At 37.2% G+C, this 24,047-nt stretch carries 25 protein-coding genes; 3 read left to right on the top strand and 22 right to left on the bottom strand.

Annotated features, from left to right (window positions below):
- Positions 1 to 70: 70 nt before the first annotated feature.
- The gene (locus HMPREF9075_RS06890) at positions 71 to 526 is read right to left on the bottom strand and encodes an isoprenylcysteine carboxylmethyltransferase family protein (RefSeq protein WP_009415787.1); all 456 of its coding nucleotides are present in this window, start codon (positions 524 to 526) and stop codon (positions 71 to 73) included.
- 215 nt (positions 527 to 741) lie between these two features.
- Between HMPREF9075_RS06890 and HMPREF9075_RS06885 the strand changes: the two genes are divergently transcribed.
- Positions 742 to 1,662 carry a malate dehydrogenase gene (locus HMPREF9075_RS06885; protein WP_009415786.1) on the top strand — a complete coding sequence of 307 codons (921 nt, stop codon included), beginning with the start codon at positions 742 to 744 and terminating at the stop codon, positions 1,660 to 1,662.
- Between the two features lie 65 nt (positions 1,663 to 1,727).
- Here the strand turns inward: HMPREF9075_RS06885 and HMPREF9075_RS06880 are convergent, their stop codons facing one another.
- From HMPREF9075_RS06880 to HMPREF9075_RS06860, 5 genes are all read right to left on the bottom strand, one after another.
- Positions 1,728 to 3,056: a (Fe-S)-binding protein gene (locus tag HMPREF9075_RS06880; RefSeq protein ID WP_009415785.1), complete on the bottom strand. Its 1,329-nt coding sequence runs from the start codon at positions 3,054 to 3,056 to the stop codon at positions 1,728 to 1,730.
- 15 nt (positions 3,057 to 3,071) lie between these two features.
- A complete protein-coding gene (locus tag HMPREF9075_RS06875; protein ID WP_009415784.1) occupies positions 3,072 to 4,019 on the bottom strand; it encodes an MlaD family protein in 948 nt (315 codons plus the stop codon).
- A 17-nt stretch (positions 4,020 to 4,036) separates the two neighbouring features.
- A complete protein-coding gene (locus HMPREF9075_RS06870; protein WP_034557113.1) occupies positions 4,037 to 5,161 on the bottom strand; it encodes an N-acetylmuramoyl-L-alanine amidase in 1,125 nt (374 codons plus the stop codon).
- A gap of 73 nt (positions 5,162 to 5,234) precedes the next feature.
- Positions 5,235 to 7,226, bottom strand: a complete 1,992-nt coding sequence (gene ligA / locus HMPREF9075_RS06865; RefSeq protein ID WP_009415782.1) for an NAD-dependent DNA ligase LigA — start codon at positions 7,224 to 7,226, stop codon at positions 5,235 to 5,237.
- Positions 7,227 to 7,237: 11 nt separating this feature from the next.
- Complete coding sequence (locus HMPREF9075_RS06860; RefSeq protein WP_009415781.1) at positions 7,238 to 8,458, bottom strand: aminotransferase class V-fold PLP-dependent enzyme; 1,221 nt, start codon at positions 8,456 to 8,458, stop codon at positions 7,238 to 7,240.
- A gap of 102 nt (positions 8,459 to 8,560) precedes the next feature.
- On the opposite strand from HMPREF9075_RS06860, the gene lysA reads away from it, so the two are divergent.
- A complete protein-coding gene (gene lysA, locus HMPREF9075_RS06855) occupies positions 8,561 to 9,766 on the top strand; it encodes a diaminopimelate decarboxylase (protein ID WP_009415780.1) in 1,206 nt (401 codons plus the stop codon).
- A gap of 56 nt (positions 9,767 to 9,822) precedes the next feature.
- Here lysA and HMPREF9075_RS06850 read toward each other — a convergent pair whose 3' ends face one another.
- The 10 genes from HMPREF9075_RS06850 to HMPREF9075_RS06805 form a co-directional block, all read right to left on the bottom strand.
- The gene (locus HMPREF9075_RS06850; RefSeq protein WP_009415779.1) at positions 9,823 to 10,587 is read right to left on the bottom strand and encodes an ABC transporter ATP-binding protein; all 765 of its coding nucleotides are present in this window, start codon (positions 10,585 to 10,587) and stop codon (positions 9,823 to 9,825) included.
- Positions 10,584 to 11,465 carry an ACP S-malonyltransferase gene (fabD, locus tag HMPREF9075_RS06845; protein WP_009415778.1) on the bottom strand — a complete coding sequence of 294 codons (882 nt, stop codon included), beginning with the start codon at positions 11,463 to 11,465 and terminating at the stop codon, positions 10,584 to 10,586. The genes HMPREF9075_RS06850 and fabD overlap by 4 nt, the downstream gene beginning before the upstream one ends.
- A 77-nt stretch (positions 11,466 to 11,542) precedes the next feature.
- Positions 11,543 to 12,802 (bottom strand): hypothetical protein, encoded by a 1,260-nt coding sequence (locus HMPREF9075_RS06840; RefSeq protein ID WP_157049232.1) that lies wholly within the window; start codon positions 12,800 to 12,802, stop codon positions 11,543 to 11,545.
- Positions 12,799 to 13,971, bottom strand: a complete 1,173-nt coding sequence (gene coaBC, locus HMPREF9075_RS06835; protein ID WP_009415776.1) for a bifunctional phosphopantothenoylcysteine decarboxylase/phosphopantothenate--cysteine ligase CoaBC — start codon at positions 13,969 to 13,971, stop codon at positions 12,799 to 12,801. The genes HMPREF9075_RS06840 and coaBC overlap by 4 nt, the downstream gene beginning before the upstream one ends.
- 80 nt (positions 13,972 to 14,051) lie before the next feature.
- Positions 14,052 to 14,366, bottom strand: coding sequence for a DNA-directed RNA polymerase subunit omega (locus HMPREF9075_RS06830; protein WP_009415775.1), 315 nt, complete (start codon positions 14,364 to 14,366; stop codon positions 14,052 to 14,054).
- Between the two features lie 12 nt (positions 14,367 to 14,378).
- Complete coding sequence (locus HMPREF9075_RS06825; protein ID WP_009415774.1) at positions 14,379 to 15,185, bottom strand: outer membrane protein assembly factor BamD; 807 nt, start codon at positions 15,183 to 15,185, stop codon at positions 14,379 to 14,381.
- A gap of 36 nt (positions 15,186 to 15,221) precedes the next feature.
- Entirely contained in the window at positions 15,222 to 15,968 is a 747-nt protein-coding gene (gene fabG / locus HMPREF9075_RS06820) for a 3-oxoacyl-[acyl-carrier-protein] reductase (RefSeq protein ID WP_009415773.1), read from the bottom strand.
- Between the two features lie 41 nt (positions 15,969 to 16,009).
- Positions 16,010 to 16,333 (bottom strand): translation initiation factor, encoded by a 324-nt coding sequence (locus HMPREF9075_RS06815; protein WP_009415772.1) that lies wholly within the window; start codon positions 16,331 to 16,333, stop codon positions 16,010 to 16,012.
- Complete coding sequence (locus HMPREF9075_RS06810) at positions 16,334 to 17,836, bottom strand: DUF4270 domain-containing protein (protein WP_009415771.1); 1,503 nt, start codon at positions 17,834 to 17,836, stop codon at positions 16,334 to 16,336.
- Between the two features lie 11 nt (positions 17,837 to 17,847).
- Complete coding sequence (locus HMPREF9075_RS06805) at positions 17,848 to 18,657, bottom strand: glycogen/starch synthase (RefSeq protein ID WP_009415770.1); 810 nt, start codon at positions 18,655 to 18,657, stop codon at positions 17,848 to 17,850.
- 108 nt (positions 18,658 to 18,765) lie between these two features.
- On the opposite strand from HMPREF9075_RS06805, the gene panC reads away from it, so the two are divergent.
- A complete protein-coding gene (gene panC, locus HMPREF9075_RS06800) occupies positions 18,766 to 19,608 on the top strand; it encodes a pantoate--beta-alanine ligase (protein WP_009415769.1) in 843 nt (280 codons plus the stop codon).
- A 90-nt stretch (positions 19,609 to 19,698) separates the two neighbouring features.
- Here panC and HMPREF9075_RS06795 read toward each other — a convergent pair whose 3' ends face one another.
- The 6 genes from HMPREF9075_RS06795 to HMPREF9075_RS06770 all read right to left on the bottom strand — a co-directional run bounded on the left by HMPREF9075_RS06795 (position 19,699) and on the right by HMPREF9075_RS06770 (position 24,015).
- Positions 19,699 to 20,328: a rhodanese-like domain-containing protein gene (locus tag HMPREF9075_RS06795; protein WP_009415768.1), complete on the bottom strand. Its 630-nt coding sequence runs from the start codon at positions 20,326 to 20,328 to the stop codon at positions 19,699 to 19,701.
- Positions 20,329 to 20,359: 31 nt separating this feature from the next.
- On the bottom strand, positions 20,360 to 20,695 hold the full coding sequence (locus HMPREF9075_RS06790) for a HigA family addiction module antitoxin (RefSeq protein WP_009415767.1): 336 nt from the start codon (positions 20,693 to 20,695) through the stop codon (positions 20,360 to 20,362).
- 9 nt (positions 20,696 to 20,704) lie between these two features.
- A complete protein-coding gene (locus HMPREF9075_RS06785) occupies positions 20,705 to 21,025 on the bottom strand; it encodes a type II toxin-antitoxin system RelE/ParE family toxin (protein WP_009415766.1) in 321 nt (106 codons plus the stop codon).
- A gap of 97 nt (positions 21,026 to 21,122) precedes the next feature.
- Positions 21,123 to 22,508, bottom strand: a complete 1,386-nt coding sequence (gene glmM, locus HMPREF9075_RS06780) for a phosphoglucosamine mutase (protein WP_009415765.1) — start codon at positions 22,506 to 22,508, stop codon at positions 21,123 to 21,125.
- A gap of 158 nt (positions 22,509 to 22,666) precedes the next feature.
- Positions 22,667 to 23,524 carry a DUF445 domain-containing protein gene (locus HMPREF9075_RS06775; protein WP_009415764.1) on the bottom strand — a complete coding sequence of 286 codons (858 nt, stop codon included), beginning with the start codon at positions 23,522 to 23,524 and terminating at the stop codon, positions 22,667 to 22,669.
- 143 nt (positions 23,525 to 23,667) lie between these two features.
- The gene (locus tag HMPREF9075_RS06770; RefSeq protein ID WP_009415763.1) at positions 23,668 to 24,015 is read right to left on the bottom strand and encodes a DUF2853 family protein; all 348 of its coding nucleotides are present in this window, start codon (positions 24,013 to 24,015) and stop codon (positions 23,668 to 23,670) included.
- Positions 24,016 to 24,047 lie beyond the last annotated feature (32 nt).

Below are 24,047 nucleotides of genomic sequence, written 5' to 3'. Positions count from 1 at the left end.
TCCTTCGCTCAACCTTCGCTCAACCTTCGCTCATAAATTGCTAACTTTGTTGTAGAGGGGAATGATGAATTTACAGCCATCGGCGCACTTTTAGGCAATAGTTTTCGTATTCTTTGCCAAATTTCAATTTTAGTACACGTTCTTCTGGAATGATTTGAAAGTGTGTCATATAGGCTATGAATAGCGGTATTCCTATCCAAGCTAGAAGATAAGTGAGCCATATAGTCCAAGCTATCAAACAGCAAGCCAAGCCTACGTACATTGGGTTACGGCTGAGCTGATATACACCCTTTGAAACAAAATGAGTAGCTTGCGAGGGGGTGAGAGGATTGATAGTAGTACGAGCTTTATGAAAACTCCAAACACCTGCGAATGCAATGCCTATACCTATCCCTGCAACGGCTATAGCCACTAGGGGCATACGAGGCAATGCTAAAAATGGTAATAAACGAGTAATCCCCCACATTATCAAGGCGCAAATAATCCATACTGCAGCTGGTGGGAGTTTGAGTTCTAAATTCTTCATTTTCTATTATTTTAAGGCAAAGGTAGTGATATTTTGATAATTAGCAAATATCGTTAAAGAACTCTAAAAATTTTGTTTTGTAAGACGAGATTAACGAAAATCAAAAAATTATAAAAAATATTTGCAAGATTCAATAAATATTAGTACATTTGTGCGATAAAATAACCCTCAGAAAGGACTTAATTAACTTCCTTCTGACTTAAATTATAGATTATATGAAAGTTACAGTTGTAGGTGCAGGTGCCGTAGGAGCGAGCTGCGCCGAGTATGTTGCAATTAAAAACTTTGCTTCAGAAGTTGTTCTAATTGACATCAAAGAAGGATTTGCCGAAGGAAAAGCTATGGACTTGATGCAAACTGCATCTCTTAATGGCTTTGACACTCGTATCGTGGGCGTTACTAACGATTATTCTAAAACGGCAGGTAGTGATGTTGCTGTAATCACTTCGGGGATACCACGCAAACCTGGTATGACACGCGAGGAACTGATTGGTACTAATGCTAACATTGTAAAATCGGTGGTAGAACAGCTTGTAAAATACTCACCCAACGTAATCGTGATTGTGGTGAGTAACCCTATGGACACTATGGCTTACTTGGTGCACAAAGCTACCAACTTACCTAAAAACCGTATCATTGGTATGGGTGGGGCTCTTGATAGTGCTCGTTTTAGATACCGCCTTGCCGAAGCACTTAACTGCCCTATCTCAGACGTTGATGGTATGGTAATTGCTGCTCACAGCGATAGTGGTATGCTTCCTCTTACTCGCCTTGCAAGTTATCGTGGTGTACCTGTATCGGAATTCCTAAGTGCTGAACACTTGGCACAAGTAGCTGATGATACTAAGGTGGGTGGTGCTACGCTCACTAAACTTTTGGGTACTTCGGCTTGGTATGCTCCTGGTGCTGCTGTATCTGCTCTCGTACAAGCTATTGCTTGCGACCAAAAGAAACTCTTCCCTTGCTCTGTATTACTTGAAGGTGAATACGGTGAAAAAGATGTATGCGTAGGAGTACCTGTACTGATAGGTAAAAACGGAGTAGAAAAAATCGTGGAATTAAAACTAAACGATGCTGAAAAAGCTAAATTTGCTGAAAGTACTGCTGCAGTACGCGAAGTGAATAAAGCACTTTAATAAGTTTACAAGAAAAGAGAGGCTGCCTCGTGTGAGACAGCCTCTCTTTTTTGTATAATAATAAACTATGCTTTATTATCAGCCCATTGTAATCTATCTGCTTGGCTATAAGCCCAAGGGGCACCATTGTTTTCTATATTATTCATCATCATATTCAGTTCATTGGGTGCTCCCGACTGTTCCATCACAACATATTGGCGCATATCCATAATTATCTCCAACGGATTAATACTCACGGGGCAAGCCTCTACGCAAGCATTGCAAGTGGTGCAAGCCCATAGCTCTTCGGCTGTAATATAATCACCTAAAAGTGTTTTGCCATCAGGTTCAAACTTTCCTTTATGACGGTCTATATTTCTACCTACTTCCTCTATTCTATCACGAGTTTTCATCATAATTGCACGAGGTGAGAGTTTTTTGCCTGTAAGATTGGCTGGGCATTCATCGGTACAACGCCCACATTCGGTACAAGTGTAGGCACTTAGTAGTTGTACCCAAGTGAGGTCGGTAACATCTTGTATACCAAATTTTTCGGGAGGAGTGGCGCTTTCAGTAGTAGTTGCAAAAGGGTCGGCTTCGGGGTTTAGCATTAGTTTTACCTCATTGGTAATGGCTTCATTTACCTTAAAAGCTCCCATAGGGCGCAAAGATGCAAAATAAGTATTAGGAAAGGCTAATAATATATGCAGATGTTTGGAGTAATACAAATAATTCAAAAAACACAAAATACCAATAATGTGTAGCCACCAACAAGTACGTTCTATAATAATAAGAGTACCTACGGAAAAGCTCTCTATCAAAGGTATCAATATTTTGCTAATAGGAAAATAGCCTGCTTGCAGATAATGAGGTGCGTTTAGTGCTTGCAGTTGTGCATCGGCAGCGTTCATCAGCAAAAAAAGAAGCATTATTGTAGTTTCGGCATAAAGAATGAAATTTGCATCTTTCTTAGCCGAGCCTTTCAACTCAGGTTTTTGAAAGCGAGATAGCTTCAGCAGATTACGCCTTACCCAAAAGGTAATAATGGCAACAATCACCAAAAGAGCTAATACTTCAAAACTACCAATAACAATATTATAGAAAGTACCTAAAACGGCAAAGATTCTGTGTGTTCCTACAATACCATCAATTACAATCTCCAGCAGCTCTATATTTATAATAAAGAAACCTACATAAACTATAATATGCAGTATTGCAGCCACAGGGCGTACTGTCATTTTGCGTTGCCCCAAAGCAATACGCAACATATTCTTGAGGCGTTGTTTCTTATTATCTTGTACATTTATAGGTTTACCTAAACGAATGTTACGGATGAGCTTCTTACAATTATAAATAAAAAAACCTCCTCCTATACAGAGAAGTACTACAAATACTATGTTAGGAATGAGGTTCATCAAATTATAAATAAGTTATTTTGCTTTTTGTTCGTCTTGAGGTTCGTATGTTTTAGCTTTTTTGCCAAATACGGAGAAGTGTACATAGCGTTTTGGATTCAGACGGAAGTCTTCTAACAAGAGTTCTAATTGTTTAGCCGATTTATCTAAATCTTTATAAAGTGCTTCGTCTTTTAGTAGTTTGCCTATTGTTCCGTTGCCACTTTCTACGCTTGCTAAAAGAGTATTGAGGTTGGCAAGTGTTTTTTGAGCGTCGGCTATTGTTTTATTAAGTTCTGTTGCTGATAATTCGCTTGATAGTTTAGCAAGTTCTGCTGTCATCTTATTGGCATTTTGCAAAGTAGCTTGCAAGTTTGCCTGATTGGCTATCAGCATATTGTTAAGTGTTACTGAAGCTTTATTGAGATTGCGCATTGTAGCACTAAGCTCGGCAATAGCACCTTTAAGTTCTGAAGTGGTTTGTGCATCTAAAATTTTATTTACACCTGTAAGGGTGGTATCAGCTTGATTTAATAAGCGATTTAGCTTTTCTTGGGTAGGCTTAATAGATGAAGAAATTGATGCCAGCATATCTTCTTGTATGCGAGCCTGAAATTCGCCTTCCGATTCGATAACAGGAGCATTGTCAAAGGCAGGAAGTATTTGCAATCCTGCACCTCCTAATAGGCTATTATACAGTTCGGCTACACTATTTTTAGAGAATTTGTATTTATCTGCACACTGCATAGTAACCTTTATTTTTCCTGTTTCTTGTTCCAAATCAACAGATTCTACATTCCCTACTTTCACACCATTTACTGTTATTTGAGTACCTGCTTTCAATCCTCCCGAATGAGGAAAGTAGGCATAATAAGTATTAGTACTTTCAAATAAAGCTCCTTTAGCTATCTTTAGCCCTATAAAAAATATTATTGCAACTGCAGCAATAAATATAAGTAATTTTAAAACTCGTGATTTTTTCATTTGTTTCTTTTTTAAGTTTATTTTTCTAACTGTTTAGCTTTTTCAACAGTAATGCGTTTGCCTTCCAAAAAAGCACATATGTAAGCATCTTTATAACCTTTTTTTTTTGCAGTATTCAGTAAATCAAGGGCTACTTTATGTTTGTTTGTATTACCGTAATAATAAACCCATACATTACCATCTTTTACCATTGATATAGGCGATAAACCACTAAAGTTAAAAGCCTTAGGCTCCACCTGCTTAGGGCTTGATGATATTTGTATTTTATAAATAGGGGTGCTATTACTTTTCGTACTACTTGTTTTAGGAGGTGTAGGACGATGTTTGCGCCCAGTACCTTGTACTGATATTATATCATCTGATGATACACCTGTACTTTGTCCTCGTACCCACTTTTTATAAGTAACAATAGCATTGGCTATATTTTCAGCAAACTCTTCTTGTCCTTTAGAAGAAAGCAAAAACTTGCGCTCCTCGTTATTTGTTAAGAAAGCAGTTTCTATAAGTACGCTTGGCATATAGGTTTGGTGCAGAACGATAAACCCTGCTTGTCGTACCCCTCTATTGGTACGCTTCATCACCCCAGTAAGCTGATTTTGTATTATCTTAGCAAGCTGAATACTCTGTTCCAAGAACTCTTCTTGCATAATAGAGAGTCCTATAATAGATTCGGGAGAATTGATATTGTATTGGGCATATTTTTTCTTGTAGTTATCTTCCAAATAAATCACAGAGTTTTCGGCTTTTGCTACCTCAAAGTTCTGTTCATTTGCATTGAGCCCCAGCACATAGGTTTCAGCACCATCCACTTGTGTTTCGTGTGCATTGCAGTGCACTGATACAAATACATCTGCTTTATTTTTATTGGCTATATCACCGCGCTCATACAAATCTATAAGTTCATCGGTTTTACGAGTGTAAATCACCTTAATATCAGGATAAGCCTCCAATTTTTTACCTACAAGTAACACTATTTTTAGTACTATGTCTTTTTCATAGATAGTTTTATCTACTACTTTACCCGGGTCTTTACCTCCGTGTCCAGCGTCTAAAACTACTTTAAATACTGGTGTTTTCTGAGCATAACCAACAGAAAACATCACCAAAAATAGCTGAAAAAGAATACAACGTAAAACAGACATTCCTATAATTTTTTCTCTAAATTTGGGCAAAGGTACGTGTTTTAGTTTAATGCACCAAACTTCTATTATTATTTTAACTGATTATTAACGATTGGAACGCTACTTCATCTATAATTTTCACACCCAAACTCTCGGCTTTTTCACGCTTGCTGGGTCCCATTTTATCACCAGCAATCACGTAATCGGTTTTAGAAGATATTGAAGAACCTACTTTGCCACCGTGTTGCTCTATGAGTGCTTTTAGCTCGTCACGTGAATATAAACTAAATCCCCCCGATACCACAAACGTCTTACCTTTAAGTGTATCCGTTTGCCCTGCAGTAGCTTCTGCCGATAATTCAAACTGCAAGCCGTATTCCTTCAGCCTATTGATAAGTTCTTTATTGTATTCTTCCTGAAAAAAGTTCACTACACTCGTAGCTATTTGGTTACCTATTTCATCTACCTCTACGAGTTGTTCCACTGTAGTATTTTCAAGAGCTGTTATATTTTTGTAATGCCGTGCCAATTTCTTAGCTACCGTTTCGCCTACATAACGAATACCCAAAGCAAATAGCACCCTTTCAAACGGCACTTCTTTAGATTTTTCAATTCCCTTTACAATATTTTCAGCACTCTTCTTCGCCATACGTTCTAAAGGCAATAACTTTTCTACCGTTATTTCATAAAGGTCGGCGTAGTTCTCTATAACGCCTGAACGGAAGAGCAGTTCTACCGTCTCCTCGCCCAAACCTTCTATATCCATAGCCTTACGCGATATAAAATGCTGTATCTTTCCAGTAATTTGAGGCGGACAGTGGTAGGTATTGGGGCAGTAATGCTGAGCCTCCCCTTCATTGCGCACCAATTCGGTATCACATTCGGGGCAATGTGTAATATAACTAACAGGTACTGCATCGGGTTCTCGCTTGTCTAAATTCACTCCCACAATTTTAGGAATGATTTCTCCTCCTTTTTCTACATATACCCAATCACCTATGTGAATATCCAATTTTTCAATTTGGTCGGCATTGTGTAATGAAGCACGTTTTACGATAGTACCTGCTAAAAGTACAGGTTTCAAATTAGCTACAGGAGTAATCGCGCCCGTGCGCCCCACTTGGTATGAGATACTCTCCAGCTGCGTATCTACTTGTTCTGCCTTGTATTTATAAGCCATTGCCCAGCGCGGCGATTTAGAGGTATAGCCCAACTCTTGTTGTTGCGCTACGTTATTCACTTTTATCACTACCCCATCGGTTTCATAAGGAAGTGTGTGGCGTTTGGTATCCCATTCATTGATGAAATCCATCACCTCTTGAGTAGAATGACATAAGCGCGAGTAATTAGGCACTTTGAATCCCCACTCTCTAGCTTTCTCTAAACTTTCAAATTGGGTAGCAATACCTGTGTCACCCACCAAAAAATACAACAAACAATCCAAGCCACGTTTTGCTACCTCAGCAGTATCTTGTAATTTCAAACTACCACTAGCCGTATTACGCGGATTCATAAAAGGATCTTCACCCGCAGCTACACGTTCTTGATTTAGTCTTTCAAAAGCCTTTTTAGGCATTACTATTTCACCCCGTATATAAAAACGCTGTGGATAATCTCCTCGCAACTGTAATGGTACTGAACCAATGGTACGTACATTAGCCGTAATATCATCTCCTTGAATACCATCTCCTCGTGTAGTAGCTTGCTTCAGCTTGCCGTCTTCATAAAGTAAGTCTATAGAAGCCCCATCATATTTCAGTTCGCAAGTAAAACTAATATCTTCACTTCCCAACGTTTTGATAATCCGCTGCTCCCATTCCTCTATATCTTCTTTAGAATAAGAGTTATCCAACGAATACATTCTATATTCGTGTACTACTGTAGGAAAATTCTTAGTAATGCTTCCTCCTACACGCACAGTAGGCGAGTTTTCATCATAAAATTCGGGGTGCGCCTGCTCCAAAGCCTGTAATTCTTTCAGTTTTTGGTCAAATTCGTAATCCGAAATTGTAGGCGTATCAAGCACGTAATAGTTATAATTATGCTGGTTTAGCTCATCGCGTAATTGTTGTATTTTTTCTTTCATATCTGTCAATTTTAAGACAACATTTTCTGGGCTTTTTTTACACCCTCCACAAAGGTATCTATTTCATCAAAGGTATTGTAAACAGCAAAACTTGCGCGTATGGTACCAGGTATATGGTAAAAATCCATAATAGGTTGCGCACAATGGTGCCCCGTACGTACCGCTATCCCCATTTTATCCAAAATAGTCCCTACATCATAAGGGTGTATACCTTTCAGGTTAAACGATATCACTGCCGTACGTTTCTCTAAATCAGGATTACCATAAAGGATAATTCCCTCTATAGTTTGTAGTTTTTCAATAGCATATGCTAGTAATTTATGCTCATAAGCAGCCATATCTGCCAGCCCCAGTGAGTGCATATAGTCTATAGCAGTTCCAAAGGCAATACCTCCACAAATATTAGGTGTTCCAGCCTCAAATTTATAAGGCAAATCAGCGTAAGTACTCTTTTCAAAGCATACCTCTTTTATCATTTCGCCCCCCCCCTGATAAGGCGGAAGTGCCAAAAGTAATGCTTCCTTACCATAAAGCATTCCTATACCTGTAGGCGCATACATTTTGTGCCCCGATACGGCATAAAAATCAACATCAAGGGCTTGCACATCTATTTGAAGGTGAGGTGCAGCTTGTGCCCCATCTACAATTACCACAGCTCCTCGCTGGTGAGCCAACTCTATAATTTCCTTTATAGGATGTATGTTCCCCAAAGCATTCGATACGTGTTGTACACAAACTATTTTAGTACGCTCAGTAAGCAAACGGCTATATGCCTCTAAATCCAAAATCCCATACTCGTTCATTGGGATTACTTTCAGGATAGCGCCACTACGTTGGCAAGCCAACTGCCAAGGAACAATGTTACTATGGTGTTCTGAAGCCGAGACAATTACCTCATCGCCAGCCTGCATTAGAGCACCATAACCACTCGCTACAAGGTTGATACCGTGTGTAGTACCCGCTGTAAAAAGTATTTCGGAAGATTTTTGTGCATTAAAGTGTTTTTGTAGTTTTTGTCGTGCTTGCTCATACAAATCGGTAGCTTCTTGGCTAAGAGTATGTACTCCTCTGTGTATGTTAGCATTCTCATACGAATAGTATTGCACTATCCTATCTACCACTTGCACAGGAGTTTGCGAGGTAGCACCATTATCAAAATAAATAAGAGGTTGTTTATTTATGAGGCGCTTCAATATAGGAAAATCAGCGCGTATTTCGTTTATCGTTTTCATACTGATTTATCAGTTTAAATCTATTTCCAACTGCAAAGAAAAGGTTTTTTTTTGAGGATAGCAAATTTTTCTTACTTTTGTGGCATAATAAATTAATTTTCAATGAAAATAGAAGACTTACAATCCATAGCCAAAACTTTTAGTAGTCCCGTATATGTGTATGATGCTGATAAAATCAGCAGCCAATACCAGCGCCTTACTAACGCTTTTGCCAATGTACCTCATTTGCGTATCAACTACGCTATGAAAGCCCTCTCCAATCTATCAGTTTTAAAGCTAATGAAAAAATTAGGGGCTGGGCTCGATACTGTTTCCATTCAGGAGGTTCAATTGGGCTTACGAGCAGGCTTTGCCCCCTCACAAATCATCTTCACTCCCAATGGTGTTTCTATGAATGAGATAGAAGAGGCTATGCAATTAGGCGTACAGCTAAACATTGATAACCTTTCTTTTTTGGAACAGTTTGGCAGTAAGCACCCCGAAGTACCCGTTTGTATCCGTATCAATCCTCACGTAATGGCAGGGGGTAATGCTAATATTTCGGTAGGTCATATTGATAGTAAATTTGGTATTAGTATCCACCAAATACCTCACATTCTTCGTATTGTAGAGAATACCAAAATGCACATCAACGGTATCCATATGCATACGGGTAGCGATATTTTAGATATTGATGTATTCCTTTATGCTGCTGAAATTCTGTTTGAAACTGCTAAACATTTCAAAGATTTACAATTTATTGATTTTGGTAGTGGTTTCAAAGTGCCCTACAAGGAAGGCGATATACAAACCAATATTGAAGAACTGGGCGAACGCCTAAGTAGCCGTTTTTTAGAATTTTGTAAAGAATACGGGCGAGACCTTACTTTAGCTTTTGAACCAGGTAAATTTCTCGTAAGCCAAGCTGGATACTTTTTAGTGAAAGTAAATGTCATCAAGCAAACTACCTCTACTGTATTTGCCGCCGTTGATTCTGGCTTTAATCACCTCATCCGCCCTATGTTTTACGGGGCTACTCATTACATTGAAAACATATCCAACCCACAAGGGCGCAAGCGTTTTTATTCGGTAGTGGGTTATGTGTGCGAAACTGATACTTTTGCATCAAACAGACAAATAGCCGAAATTACAGAAGGTGATATTTTATGCTTTCACAATGCAGGGGCTTATTGCTACACTATGGCAAGCAATTACAATTCTCGTTTGCGCCCTGCAGAGGTTCTATGGATTAACAATGAAGCAAAGTTAATTCGCAAAGCCGAGAGTTTTGATGATTTACTACGAAATCAAATCGAAATTGATATTTAAATTGTAGAGGCGATTTGCCAATCGCCCCTACAAAACAAACTTTCCGGACTTCCTTTTTAATTTTCTTTTATCATTGCTTCTCGCACTTTTTTAAAGAGCTCTGAAGAGTATACAAAGTCGGTAACAGCTTCGTTATCTGTTCTAAATATCGTATCTTTAGACCCTTCCCATTCTTTATAACCATTCTTCAAGAATACAATTTTAGCACCAATCTCCATCACCGAGTTCATATCGTGCGTATTGATAACCGTTGTAATATTGAATTCTTGGGTAATTTCTTGTATAAGATTGTCTATTACTATAGAAGTTTTAGGATCAAGACCAGAGTTAGGCTCATCACAAAACAAATAGTGCGGATTATTCACTATAGCCCGTGCTATTGCTACCCGCTTCTGCATACCCCCTGAAATTTCAGAAGGTAATTTGTGTTCTGCATTCACCAAATTTACTCGGCTAAGTACTACATCAGCACGTTCACGAATTTCACTATCGGTTTGTTCTGTAAACATCTTTAGCGGAAACATCACGTTTTCAAGTACAGTCATCGAGTCAAACAAGGCACTCCCTTGAAATACCATTCCCATTTTTTGGCGCAAGGCAATACGTTCTTTACGTTTCATATCGGCATAGCGAACACCATCGTAAATGATATCGCCGCTATCGGGTTTGAAAAGTCCTAATAAAGACTTCAGGAAGACTGTTTTTCCTGAGCCACTTTGTCCTATAATCAAATTTGTTTTCCCCTTCTCAAATGTAGTAGAAATACCCTTCAGCACCTCTACTCCATCAAATGATTTACGTAAATTTTCTACTTGTATCATATTTCTGCTGAAGCCACTACTGCCTCTTTATTGATTTTCTTTACCAATCCTTGCAATACCTTGCCAGGACCTACTTCTATGAATTCTGTAGCGCCATCAGCAATCATCTGTTGCACACTTTGCGTCCATTTTACAGGTGCTGTAAGCTGATTGATAAGGTTCTTTTTGATGTCGTTTTCATTGCTAACCGCTGTGGTAGTCACATTCTGATATACAGGGCAATAAGGCTTGCTAAAACGCGTTTGCTCTATAGCAGCTGCCAATTCCTCTTCGGCTGGTTTCATCAAAGCTGAATGAAACGCTCCTCCTACAGGCAAAATAAGGGCACGTTTCGCTCCTGCTTCTTTCATTTTCTCGCAAGCCGCTTCTACTGCTTTTATCTCTCCCGAAATCACCAACTGACCAGGACAATTGTAATTGGCAGGCGTTACAATCCCTTCTATAGAAGCGCAAAGTTCTTCTACCTTGCTATCTTCCAAGCCCAATACCGCTGCCATCGTACCAGGTTTTAGCTCGCAAGCCTTTTGCATAGCGGCTGCTCGTTTGGCTACCAACTGCAACCCATCTTCAAAAGTAAGTGTACCATTAGCCACCAAAGCCGAAAACTCACCCAATGAGTGCCCAGCAACCATTTGGGGAGCAAAAGATTTACCAAGTACTTTACTCAAGATAACAGAGTGCAGAAATATGGCAGGCTGAGTTACTTTAGTTTGTTTAAGACCTTCATCGCTACCAGCAAACATTTCTTCGGTAATAGCAAAACCTAATATATTATTAGCAGCTTCAAAAAGTGCTTTTGCTTCTGCTGATTTTTCATATAAATCGAGCCCCATTCCTACAAATTGAGCTCCTTGTCCAGGAAAAATATATGCTTTCATTATTTTATTTTTATTCTATTATTAATCACTCAAGTTACAAAGATACTTCTTTTTCAGAAAATTACCAAATAAACTACCTATTTTTTCATCGTACTATAAAAATAACGTATCTCGTATTGTTTTTTATTCTTTCTGTAGTAAGTTGTTGTTAGTACGGCGTTTTTAGAGGAAAAATCAAGCATTGCAATACCCCCTTCATCTACTACTGATTTTCGCTCTATAGCAGTATCATAGGTATAAACTGTTCTATCTACTTCGTCCCATTTATCAGCCTTGGCGTTGTACTCATAGGTGGCTGCGATAGTTCTATTACCCTCATTATCATACTGATAGGTAGCTTTTACTTTTTCTTTTGCTTCCTCGTTATAGGTTATGGCGTGCTCTAATAGGTTACCATCTTCATCGTATTTGTAGTTTTGTGCTTCTACTTGTTCAAAGCCTCCTTTATTTGTATTCCATTGGCGCTTTATATAACTTTCTATACGGTAATTTTCGTTATATTTTTCTTCAGCTAAGAAGAAGTCGTCCCATTTTTGTTCTTTTTCATTCCATCTTTGCTTCAATGAAGTTATTTTTTTAGGTGATATGCTCATTTTCTGGCAATTTCTTTCTTTAGGTTGCCATTTTCCACCTAATAACTCATAATAAACTGAATAATCTCCTACAATACTATCTTTTCCATATTCGTATTTTGCGTTATCTGTCCATTTTCCGTTTTCCCAAAGGGCTTTTACTTCTCCTTGTACTATGGTGTCGTTTCTATATATTGTTGTTATTTTTTCTTCGGGCTGCCAATCTTTTGCTTTTTGCGCTCTGTTATAGGTAATACGCTCTATTTTGTTTCCTTTTTCATTTTCTAAATAGGTTTCCTTACTATTGGGTTGCCAACGGCTCCCTTCAGGACATTTATAAACAATATAATAATAGTAATTACCTTTTTTATAGAGCTCTTCTTTGCGCTCTTTCACCCATTTATTTTTAAATGAGGTATAAACAGAAGTAGTTTTCTTGTCTTTGCCAAATTTATAGGTTTCTTTTTGGTATTTTTCCCACTTTTCATCAGATTTTCGTCTGTCATAGGTCTCATATAAGATATTTCGTCCGTCTTTATCGTATTTAAACACACTTTTTCTTATATAAGGGTTCATTGTCATTACAGTATTTTCTTTTATGAGTGTACGTTTTGCCTCATCGTAATGTTGCTTGTTTATATAAACGCCCTCTATACCACCTTCATCTGTTGCCCATAATTGGGTTTGAAGGCTATCTAAATGCATACGTTGTGCTTGTACCAAAAAAGTACTACACAGGGTCAATAATAAGAGATAGATTTTCATAAGCTCATACATTTTTGTAAAATATCTTTAGCTACCGCTTCTTTGTGTTTCAGCGGAAACTCTTGTAGTTGCTGGGCAGTGATAAAAGTGATTTTATTAGTATCAGTGCCAAAACCAGCACCTTTATCTCGCAGTGAGTTGAGTACTATGGCATCTAAATTTTTCTTTTGGAGTTTAAGCTGCGCATTTTCTACTTCGTTTTCGGTTTCTAATGCAAAGCCTATGAGTTTTTGGGTAGTTTTGAGTTTACCCAAAGAAGCAAGTATGTCTACTGTAGGTATTAATGTAAGAATAAGTTCATCACCTTTCTTTTTAATTTTCTGGGGAGCTACTTCAGCAGGGGTATAGTCAGCCACAGCTGCAGCAAGTATAGCCATATCACAAGTTTCAAATTGGGCTACTGCGGATTCATACATCTGTTGCGCACTCACTACCCTATGCAGATGAATCTTATTATCAATATTTTTTTCGGATGAAGGTCCCAATACCAAATGTACTTCAGCACCTTGTCTTACAGCCTCGTTAGCAATCGCAATACCCATTTTTCCTGTAGAAAAGTTCCCAATAAAACGCACAGGGTCTATAGCTTGATAGGTAGGTCCTGCGGTAATAAGTATTTTTTTGCCTTTCAGAGGAAGTGTTTCTTGTAAGGCTGTTTCTATAGAAGCAACTATATCTTCAGGTTCAGCCATACGCCCCTGCCCTACCAGTCCGCTGGCAAGCTCGCCATAAGTAGCAGGAATAATATGATTGCCAAAGCGTTCTAATTTAATAAGATTTTCGGTAACAGTGGGGTGGGCATACATATCTAAATCCATAGCTGGGGCTACCCACACAGGTTTCTTTGCCGAAAAATAAGTAGCTAATAGGAGGTTATCACACTGTCCTGAAGCCATTTTGGCAATAGTATTAGCAGTAGCAGGAGCAATGAGGAGTAAGTCTGCCCACTGAGCCAAAGCCACGTGGCTATTCCACTCACCATCAATAGTAGCAAAGTCGCTAAGTACAGGTTCTTTAGAGAGCGTACTAAGAGTAAGAGGGGTAACGAAATCTTTTGCTTTTTCAGTAAGGATAACGCGTACATTATACCCTTTTTTCACTAATAATCGCACCAATTGAGGAGTTTTATAGGCAGCTATACCGCCTGTAATGCCTAAGAGAATCTTCATCAGCCAAAAATTTTAGCAAAAAAGGCTTTAAACCATAAGGATAGCTTACAGTTTAAAGCCTTCATATGCAATATACCAATTTATTCAGTTTCACGATAGTATACTTTACCGTCCAACCACTCTTTTACTGCTATGGCTTGTGGTTTAGGCAAACGTTCATAAAAACGAGATACTTCTATTTGTTCTTTATTTTCAAATACCTCATCTAAGTTGTCATTATTAGTAGCAAAAGCCTCTAATTTTTCTACCAATTCTTTTTTGATTTCAGCATTTATTTGGTTAGCCCTTTTAGCTATAATCGAAATAGCTTCGTAAATATTTTGAGTAGGGGCTTCAATAGCAGCCTTGTTGTAAGTAATGGTAGAGGTAGGTGCGTCTATTCGTTTAAAATCCATAGTGAATAATAATTATTTTTCTTGTGTTATACTTTTTAATGAACTATTTACTTTGGCAAGCATTGTATTAGCATCTTTTTTGAATTTTGTATCAGGATATGCTTTCATTAAGGTTTCGTATGCCTCTTTAGCTACCTGTAGGCGCTCTTCCTTTTTGTGTTCTACACTATTTATAGCCCACTCATAAGCCGAGTGCAAACGTGTGTAAAGAGCCTCTTCTCTAAATACACTACCAGGGTTATTGAGCAAGAAGTTATCAAGAGATTTCATCGCTGCCTGATAGTCACGTATCAAATCGTATTGCTTTGCTATCTCAAATTCTTTTTTCTGGAGGCGAGTTAGCAAGTCCAATGTCAATTCATTAGCCTCTTTAGCATACTCAGAGTTACCATATTTATCTAAAAAAAGCTGTAACTTTTCCAATGCCTGATTGGTATAGGTTTGATCTACACTATATTTAGGAGATTCCATATACAACGATTTAGCTTCTAAAAAGGCAGCTTCTAAAGCCTTATCACTGCGAGGATACAATTTTTGTAATCGCTCAAAAGGATAAGTAGCCAGTGTGTACTGTCCCAACTGGTAATAAGCATCGCCTTGCAAGAAATAGATACGTTCGCCTTCAGGGCGACCCGCGTAATCGGCAGCTACCAATTCAAACAAACGCAGTGCTTTTTTGTATCGCTTTGCTTTGTATTGTTTCTCAGCCTCAGCATATCTTACAGCAGGGTCTGACGATTTGATAGCTTTTTGATATTCATTACAAGAGCTAAGCAATACCCCCAAAACACCGATAATTATATAATTCTTCATTAACATTTTGCAAAAGTAAATAGTTTTTTTGATATAACCAAATTATGTAAGCATTCCACCATCTACATTTAGTACCTGCCCTGTAATATAAGCAGATAAATCGGAAGCTAAAAACACACACGCATTGGCTACATCTTCAGGCTGCCCACCTCGTTTTAGTGGAATACTATCACGCCAGCCTTGTACTACTTTTTCGTCTAATACTGCTGTCATTTCAGTTTCTATAAAACCTGGTGCTATAGCATTGCAGCGTATATTGCGAGAGCCAAGCTCTAATGCAATAGATTTGGTAAAACCTATGATACCTGCCTTTGAAGCCGCATAATTACTTTGCCCAGCATTACCCTTTATGCCTACTACGCTACTCATATTGATAATCGAGCCTTTGCGCTGTTTCAACATTATGCGTTGCACAGCCTTTGTCATATTAAATACCGACTTCAAATTCACTTCTATCACCTTATCAAAATCTTCTTCCGAAATACGCATCAGCAAATTGTCTTTGGTGATACCAGCGTTGTTCACCAATATATCAACACCACCAAATTCAGCTATTACAGCATCTACGAACTCTTGAGATTGTGTAAAATTTGAAGCATCGCTCTGGTAACCTTTTACTTTTACCCCTTTAGCAGCGAGTTCTGTTTCTAATTTTTTAGCAGCCTCTACCGATGAGCTGTATGAAAAAGCTATATTTGCCCCTTGTGCAGCAAATACTTCAGCTATACCGCGCCCTATACCACGACTTGCTCCCGTGATAATTGCTGTTTTTCCTTCTAATAATCTCATTTTTATTATATTATCAATTATTAATTTGTTTATTGATTAGTTTATCCTCCCACTCGTTTCACTTTAAAGCCTTTTGCTTTTAAGTAATCCATAATCTTATCACGATAATCTCCTTGTATGATAATCGTTTCATCTTTAGTGCTCCCCCCTACCCCTAAATGAATCTTTAGCTCTTTGGCTAAAATTTTAAAATCATTATCGGCACCGTTATAGCCTTCTATAATGGTTACGGGCTTCCCTTTGCGCTTTTCATACTTACAAAGCAGTGGTTCGTCTTGCAACCATACATTAGAAGATTCTTCTTGAGGTTCTTCCTCTTCTATATGGTCGGGAAAAAGCGCTTTTAGCTGACTTCTAATATCCATCTACTTTACTTTTGTATAATGAATAATAAGTTTTGCATCGGTAATTACAGTGCCAAGAGGTGTTACAACACTTGTTTGAGGTACTTTACCTATTTGGCTACCTTGTTTATACGCCAATGAATTTGTATTTTTCACATTAGAAGCTACTGCAATAGCCAATGGTTCATTTACAGCATTATTATTATTGATAAGGTTCATTAAATGATTCGTAATCCTTACTCTATAATATGCCCCTTTATTATTCTCTTTGTGTAATTTGCTCAAGTGAACAAGCTCAGAATACGCCGATGTTTGCCCGTTAGCAGTAGGGTCAAAATTGTAATCAATAAGTGTAGTACCCGATGCAGCTTTGTATATAAATAAACGTTCAGGTTCTTTTTTATAAGTAACACTTTGGTCTACTGAAAGAATGATACTTGCATCGGTAATCATCATTTTTTCATTTTTCATTCGGGCAATATCACCTGCCGCAATAGTGAGGCTAATTGTGCTACCCATAGCCCCTCCTAAATAGAATTTATTAGGAGCATTCAGCTGGCTACCAGATTGATTTATCAAGTTCATTGCTACACCTTTTAGCGGCATATCAAAGCGTTTTTTGCTAAGTGCTGTAGTACCACTATAGGTATAAACTACTTCTATTTTGGCAGCACTCAAATCCATTAGCATCATTACCTCGTCCGATAAGTCGTTAAGGCTAATAGCAATACCTTTAAAGTATCTTTTAAATCTTTCTGAAGAAGAGAGCTCAGCACTACCTTCTTTGTCTATAATTTTTTGTTGGAAGAATGAAGCATCCAACGGCACTCGCAAACCAGGTGCTTGTATGTCATACTGTTTAGTAGTAGTGCTCAGTGTTTTAGCATCAAACTGATAACGCACCATAGGTTTGTTATCTATAGTTATTGCTGCGTTGGTTGCAGGAGTGATAGCATTGCCTATGTGGCTACTCACATCACTATCATTACTATAATATACCTTAGATTTCAAGTCTGTATCGATATCACTAAGGTAGTAGTTAAGTTCGTTTACAGCTACTTTAAATGAGGCACTTTTATTGCCATAGATAGAGTCTAACTGATATTCTGTATCTTTTTGGTAATTAGGTTCTTTTAGTAAGCTATTAGGAGTATAAAAAGGGAGGTACAGATAAGCCTCTGTTACTGTTTCACGTTCGTTTTTGTTAGTTCTTACCTCGTCTGCTTGCGAAGTTGCCCCAAAAGTAGGGTTAGCAGCCGGTAAATCCACCTGAGCCACAATAGTAACTGATTTAGTACCAAAAGGAACTTGGGTGTATTTACCTAATAAATAGCCTCCCAATCCATTAGTTTGTACCGCAGTTTGGTTTATTTGTTCTACCGAAATAGTAGGGGTAAATACATTTGTTAGATAATTAGGTTCTTTGAGGAGTGCATTATCTAATTCATTAAATGAATTGTCAGAACAAGCGCCTAAAAACATAAGTGCTATGGCTAAAAATAGTAATTTATAAATTTTATTCATTCAGTTATTTCTTATTTCTTTAATATTTTGGTATAAAAAGTACGGTATGACTCTTGAAAATTTTCTTTATCGCTGTTGTAAAGTACAGGTTTTCGCAAGTTTTTAAGGTATGTTTGGAAATCCTCAGGTATTTGCTCACTCACCACAATCACACCATCAGAATGCTTGATAGCGATACGCATCAGGTTGTGATAAGTAGGATTCTTTAAAGGTTCTATTGTTTTTTTGCTAATACCATCAAAAGCTACTTTATTGATAAGAGTGTTATCTAAGCTACCTTCAAAATCAGGATCGGTAACTGAGGTAATAATCTTACTTTCAGAAAAAATGGGTTCATCTTTGTAATAAGTACGCAGATATAGCGGCAAAAGCGTTGATACCCAGCCGTGTATATGAATAACATCGGGTAGCCAATTTAGTTTCTTAACAGTCTCTACAATCCCTTTAGCAAAGAAAATACAACGTTCGTCATTATCGGGATACATATTACCTTGTTCATCAAAAAGTGTGCCTGTACGATGAAAATAGTCATCATTATCAATAAAATATACCTGAATACGCTCTTTGGGGATAGAGGCGACTTTGATAATAAGCGGTACATCTATATCATTGATAACTATATTGATACCTGATAGCCTGATTACCTCGTGCAACTGGTGTCTACGCTCGTTTATATTGCCAAATTTAGGCATAAAAATGCGTATTTGCCCCCCATTAGCATTTACCATTCTCGGTGCTTCAAACGACAAATTAGCTAACTCACTGTAAGGCGAATACGGCAAAACCTCTGATGAAACGTACAGCACTTTTTTATCTTTCATAAAAGTATTTTTATGTTTTAAAATCGCTTAGAAAGCACAAAAGTACAAAAAAATATGTACATATCCACAAAAAATATATAAGTTTGCACCCAAAAACTTTTTATACCTATGATTTATACACAACAAAAAGCACTGCATTTAGCTATAGAAACCCTTAAAAATCAAGGGAAAACGATAGGTTTAGTACCTACTATGGGCGCACTTCACAAGGGGCATTTATCGCTGATAAAAAAAGCAATTGAAGAGAATGACACAGTTGTAGTAAGCATTTTTGTGAACCCTACACAGTTTAACAATCCTACTGATTTGCAACGATACCCACGCACTTTAGATGCCGATACGGCACTCATTGCTACCGTTGATAAAAATGTAATTGTTTTTGCACCCGAAGTAACCGACATTTACGGAAATGATGTTGCTGCTCAGCATTTTGATTTTGGCAATTTAGACAAGGTAATGGAAGGTGCTTCCCGTCCAGGACACTTCGATGGCGTAGGTACTATTGTTAAGAAGCTGTTTGAAATTGTGATGCCTAATCGTGCTTATTTTGGCGAAAAGGATTACCAACAGCTACTTATCATCAAAAAAATGGTACAACAAACAGGCTTGCCTGTTACGATTGTTCCTTGTCCTATAGTGCGCAATGAAGAAGGTTTAGCTCTTAGTTCGCGCAATGCTTTATTAAGCCCTGCAATGAAAGAACGTGCCACTTTTATCTATCGCACTTTATTAGCTGCTAAAGAGCGTTTTGCTACAGATAGCCCTACAGCGGTAGAAGCGTGGGTAAATGATGTTTTTGCTAAAGAAACTGATTTTCAGTTGGAATACTTTACAATTACTGATGCTGATACCCTATTACATATCACTCAGAAAGAAGAAGGCAAAAACTATCGTGCTTTTATAGTAGTACACGCCGAAGGGGTAAGGTTAATTGATAATATTAGTCTTTAATGATTAGTCGTTAGTCTTTAGTGTTTAGTCGTTGGTATATACTACAATCTAACGACTAAAGGCTAAGGACTAACGACTAATATTTAAGTTCTAATCAGCTAATTGTTTGGTTATTATAAATATATTTTCTTTTTGTACACCTATTACTTCGTGTTCTACCTCTACAGGTATTTGGTAAGTATCGAGGTCTTTAAGTATTATTTCTTCACCATTGATAAGGAAACGAACTTCCCCTTTTACCATAATAAGGGTTGCAGGCACATCGGTAGTATGTTTTTTGAGGATTGCACCTTCGCCTAAGGCTACAGCTACTTGCCTAATACTCTTACCATCTTTTACAAAATAGGTAGTTTGCCTATCGTTGCGAAAGGTAAGTTCATCGGCTAAATTCACTTTCTGCAATGATTGTATATGAGCTGCTGTTTTGCCATTTACGGCAGCAATTCCGTTTTTCTTCAAAATATCTTGTGCTTTACCTGCACGAATACCACGCCTACAGAAAAGTACTATATTTTCTTTACCTTTGAGCTGGTTGAGCTGCTTTTCAAGCTGTTCCAATGGAATATTGATAGCCCCTTCTACTGTACCATTAGCAAATTCTTCGGGAGTACGTACATCTACAAAAGTTACATTTTTAGCATTAATACGTTCAGCTAATGTTTGTGCTTTCGCTCCCACTATTGCCAATAATAGCAATAGCAACGTAATTGAATATTTCATATTTAAAATTATTTTGTTTGCAATTGTTTTGTTAGTTAATCAATAACTCTTCAAAAACTAACTGTTCTTGTTTTTGTTGTTTTGTAATTGTTTTTGCGTATTTCATTTCTATTTCTCTACTATCTAAATTGTATTGAGATTGTAGATTTAACCAAAATGAAGCTGGTATCTTCAACTCTTTTTCTAAAAGAAGGGCTATATCTACCGTTATATTTCTTTTTGCATTAAGAAGCTCGTCCAAATAGGATACTTCTACCCCCAAAAGAGAAGCAAATGTTTGCTGAGAAATATTTCGGGCTTCTATTTCATCTTTTATTACTTCTCCTGGATGAGTTGCTATAAAGGGAACTAATTTATTCGTAATCATATTCGTTTTTTATGTATAATGGTTATTAAGTTCTATTATTGAACAAATAGTAATCGCAGGAGTATCTTCTGTGATAGAACTTACAAATTCTATCCGATATTTATCATTTACTCTCACAGATTCTATTCCTTTTTTATCTCCTTTGAGTTTTTCATAATTTAAACTATTAAATAAAAATAGAGTTTCTATTTTTTCAGCAGCTTTTAGTATATCTATTGTCTTTATAAATCGTTTTACTATATCTTTCTGAAGTGTTTTATACTTTTTATGTTTTGTTTTTCCTTCCTCATATAGTTCTTTCAGACAATTTTCTCGAAAAATAATTTCCATAAAAGTTGTTTGACAATTAAAAGTTTTACTTACTTTTTATCAGTTAATGGCTTTTGTTTGTTGCTTCAGAAATAAACAATTAAATTGAAGTCCTATTTTATTTAATTGTTTTCATTTCCTCTATAAAGCGCAAGGCAAGTTCATCAGCTTCTGCTTGTGTTTTAGCCTCAGTATAAATACGTATGATAGGCTCGGTATTAGATTTTCGCAAGTGTACCCAGCTATGTGGAAAATCTATTTTAAGTCCATCAATAGTAGTTGTTTTTTCATAGGCATATTTTTCTTGTATCACTTGTAGCACGTGCTCGGGGTCAAGCCCTTGTGTAAGCTCTATTTTGTTCTTGCTCATATAGTACGAAGGATAGGTTTTGCGCAAGGCACTTACTGTAGTATTAGTTTCGGTGAGCAATGCCAAAAAGAGTGCTACACCTACTAAACCATCACGCCCATAATGCAACTCAGGATAGATAATTCCTCCATTACCTTCACCACCAATGATAGCGTCTACTTTTTTCATTTTAGCTACCACATTCACTTCGCCTACAGCAGCTGCTGCATAAGGCACATTGTATTTTTCAGCTAAATCACGCAAAGCTCGCGATGAAGATAAATTAGACACTACCGCGCCTCGCTGCTTGCTAAGTATATAATCAGCACAAGCTACCAAAGTGTATTCCTCGCCAAACATTTCACCTTCTTCGGTAATAATAGCCAACCGATCCACATCGGGGTCTACAACAATACCCAAATCAGCTTTTTCAGCAACTACTTTCTGGCATATATCGGTGAGGTGTTCTTTAAGAGGTTCCGGATTATGAGGAAAATGCCCTGTAGGCTCGCAGTATAAAGGTACTACTTCAGCCCCTAATCGCTCTAAAAGCATTGGGATAGCAATTCCTCCGGTAGAATTAACGGCATCAACTACTATCTTAAACTTCTTAGTGCGAATTGCTTCGATTGTTGAAAGCGGTAATAGCGAAAGTGCCGCATCTATATGGCGTTGTATATAACTATCGTTATAGCTTAGTTTTCCTAGCTCATCTACCTCAGCAAATACAATCTCATTGCTTTCAGCTATTTGTAATATCTCCTCTCCTTCTTCAGCATTGAGGAACTCACCCAAATGATTTAGCAATTTAAGAGCATTCCATTGTTTAGGATTATGGCTTGCTGTAATAATAATGCCCCCATCAGCTTGTTCCATAGTTACTGCTACTTCTACCGTAGGGGTTGTACTCAAACCAACATCCAATACATTAATACCCAACCCTATAAGTGTATTTTGCACTAAGTTCTGTACCATTTCGCCCGATAAACGCGCATCACGTCCTATCACTACTTTTATGTTTTTTTTACTGCGATGGTTTTTAAGCCAAGTGCCATAAGCTGCTGCAAATTTAACAGCATCGATAGGAGTTAGATTTTCATCGGGACTACCTCCTATAGTTCCACGAATTCCTGAAATAGATTTTATTAATGCCATTTTGTATTGATTTCTATATTATTGCTGCAAAGGTAATGCTTTTTTTTAAATTAAGCTATAAGATTTTCAAAGTTTTTTGAAGGAAAATTTAAGGCTGAAAGCCATCTTTTGGTATTCTGTTCGCTTTTGTTTTTGTAAAAATCAGGTGTAAATAGCCATTACAAGAATTGGGTGAGCGTGTAAATTAGCAGCCCCACCAAACCTCCTACTAAAGTACCATTAATACGAATAAACTGTAGGTCTTTACCCACTTCCAATTCCAATTTTTCACTAAGAGCTCTCCCCTCCCAATTAGTAATAGTCGAGCTAATAAGAGTACTTACTTCTGTTCTGTTTTTAAGTACAAATTGATAAGCCATTTTCTGAACCCATTTATTCATTTTGTGTTGTAATGCTTCATTAGTTTTTAATTGATGTATGAGCTTTTCAACAGTATTATTTAGCTCTGTAGGGTTGTTAGCGAGAGTTATAACGTAGTTATTAAGCCCTTCGGTTACTTTTTTAGCAATAGTTTGCGCTATAAAAGTAGGGATTATTGGTGGAAATTGACTAATAATATGGGTTTCTATCGTATTTTTATGGTTATCTACCAAATTTTTTAGCAATTGTGAAGCATTATCAGTAATAAAGCTCTTATTTTTATCATTAGAGAGCCAATTGATAAGAAAAGATGCGATATTAATATTAGTAATATAAGGGCGTATTTGCTGGGGGGTTAAGAAGTTATCAACAACAAATACTCCGAGGTTATCTCCTATATCTTTTTTTCGCTGTTCAATGAGGTTTGTATGTGGAATATTAAGATTTAAAGGTTTTCTGAAAAGAGCCGTTACAGCAAACCAGTCGGCAAGTGCTCCAACCATAGCGGCTTCGGTAAATGCTTTTATATAGCCTAAAAATGAAAGTTGAGGGTGCGATTTTAGTAAAAATACCACTGTTATATAAATACATAACATCAGTAGTAATAAGCCCGTAGCAATATTCTTATGATGTTGTAACTTCTTCTGTTTGTTCATATTATTTTGTATTGAATGGGCAAATGTACAAAATAAAAATCAGATAAATAGAAAGTTAGAAAAGGTTTAGTGCAAAGAACAAAAAATACAAAAATAATAAGCTGCTCAAAAAATGAACAGCTTATTATTGTTTTCCTTTAAAATTATTTATTGTAAACGCTTTCTTTTTTGAAGTGTTTAGCTAATAAATAATATACCACCGCACGATGTTTGTTTCTGTTAGACCTACCGTATTTTTCAATAACAGCATCAATAGCTTTGTCTAATTCAGGACTATCGGTTAGACCTAATTTCTTAATCAAGAAGTTTTGTTTCACACGGTCTAATTCAGTTTGGTCAGAGCCTGATACTTTTGAAGCATCATCGTTATAAATTGAGGGACCTAAACCTACAGTTACCTTAGTTAGGAACTCAACATCAGGGTTTGCCTCACCACATTTTTCTTTTAAATCTTGGGTGTAGACAGCAATTAAATCATCACGTTTGCTCATATTTTTATAATGTTTTACGTTTTATGGGGTAA

It is taken from the genome of Capnocytophaga sp. oral taxon 332 str. F0381, from assembly GCF_000318275.2.
Classification (GTDB): Bacteria; Bacteroidota; Bacteroidia; order Flavobacteriales; family Flavobacteriaceae; genus Capnocytophaga; species Capnocytophaga bilenii.
Note: the sequence above shows the minus strand (reverse complement) of the source record. Positions and strands in the feature narration are given on the sequence as shown.

Coding starts and splice junctions, on each gene's coding strand:
- coaBC (WP_009415776.1), bottom strand. CDS start 13,971: ATGAAGATTCTCTTAGGCATTACAGGCGGTATAGCTGCCTATAAAACT.
- HMPREF9075_RS06850 (WP_009415779.1), bottom strand. CDS start 10,587: ATGATACAAGTAGAAAATTTACGTAAATCATTTGATGGAGTAGAGGTG.
- HMPREF9075_RS06870 (WP_034557113.1), bottom strand. CDS start 5,161: ATGTCTGTTTTACGTTGTATTCTTTTTCAGCTATTTTTGGTGATGTTT.
- HMPREF9075_RS06810 (WP_009415771.1), bottom strand. CDS start 17,836: ATGAATAAAATTTATAAATTACTATTTTTAGCCATAGCACTTATGTTT.
- panC (WP_009415769.1), top strand. CDS start 18,766: ATGATTTATACACAACAAAAAGCACTGCATTTAGCTATAGAAACCCTT.
- HMPREF9075_RS06830 (WP_009415775.1), bottom strand. CDS start 14,366: ATGGATTTTAAACGAATAGACGCACCTACCTCTACCATTACTTACAAC.
- lysA (WP_009415780.1), top strand. CDS start 8,561: ATGAAAATAGAAGACTTACAATCCATAGCCAAAACTTTTAGTAGTCCC.
- HMPREF9075_RS06860 (WP_009415781.1), bottom strand. CDS start 8,458: ATGAAAACGATAAACGAAATACGCGCTGATTTTCCTATATTGAAGCGC.
- HMPREF9075_RS06880 (WP_009415785.1), bottom strand. CDS start 3,056: ATGAACCTCATTCCTAACATAGTATTTGTAGTACTTCTCTGTATAGGA.
- HMPREF9075_RS06890 (WP_009415787.1), bottom strand. CDS start 526: ATGAAGAATTTAGAACTCAAACTCCCACCAGCTGCAGTATGGATTATT.
- HMPREF9075_RS06795 (WP_009415768.1), bottom strand. CDS start 20,328: ATGAAATATTCAATTACGTTGCTATTGCTATTATTGGCAATAGTGGGA.
- fabG (WP_009415773.1), bottom strand. CDS start 15,968: ATGAGATTATTAGAAGGAAAAACAGCAATTATCACGGGAGCAAGTCGT.
- HMPREF9075_RS06840 (WP_157049232.1), bottom strand. CDS start 12,802: ATGAAAATCTATCTCTTATTATTGACCCTGTGTAGTACTTTTTTGGTA.
- fabD (WP_009415778.1), bottom strand. CDS start 11,465: ATGAAAGCATATATTTTTCCTGGACAAGGAGCTCAATTTGTAGGAATG.
- ligA (WP_009415782.1), bottom strand. CDS start 7,226: ATGAAAGAAAAAATACAACAATTACGCGATGAGCTAAACCAGCATAAT.
- glmM (WP_009415765.1), bottom strand. CDS start 22,508: ATGGCATTAATAAAATCTATTTCAGGAATTCGTGGAACTATAGGAGGT.
- HMPREF9075_RS06775 (WP_009415764.1), bottom strand. CDS start 23,524: ATGAACAAACAGAAGAAGTTACAACATCATAAGAATATTGCTACGGGC.
- HMPREF9075_RS06805 (WP_009415770.1), bottom strand. CDS start 18,657: ATGAAAGATAAAAAAGTGCTGTACGTTTCATCAGAGGTTTTGCCGTAT.
- HMPREF9075_RS06790 (WP_009415767.1), bottom strand. CDS start 20,695: ATGATTACGAATAAATTAGTTCCCTTTATAGCAACTCATCCAGGAGAA.
- HMPREF9075_RS06815 (WP_009415772.1), bottom strand. CDS start 16,333: ATGGATATTAGAAGTCAGCTAAAAGCGCTTTTTCCCGACCATATAGAA.
- HMPREF9075_RS06770 (WP_009415763.1), bottom strand. CDS start 24,015: ATGAGCAAACGTGATGATTTAATTGCTGTCTACACCCAAGATTTAAAA.
- HMPREF9075_RS06885 (WP_009415786.1), top strand. CDS start 742: ATGAAAGTTACAGTTGTAGGTGCAGGTGCCGTAGGAGCGAGCTGCGCC.
- HMPREF9075_RS06785 (WP_009415766.1), bottom strand. CDS start 21,025: ATGGAAATTATTTTTCGAGAAAATTGTCTGAAAGAACTATATGAGGAA.
- HMPREF9075_RS06825 (WP_009415774.1), bottom strand. CDS start 15,185: ATGTTAATGAAGAATTATATAATTATCGGTGTTTTGGGGGTATTGCTT.
- HMPREF9075_RS06875 (WP_009415784.1), bottom strand. CDS start 4,019: ATGAAAAAATCACGAGTTTTAAAATTACTTATATTTATTGCTGCAGTT.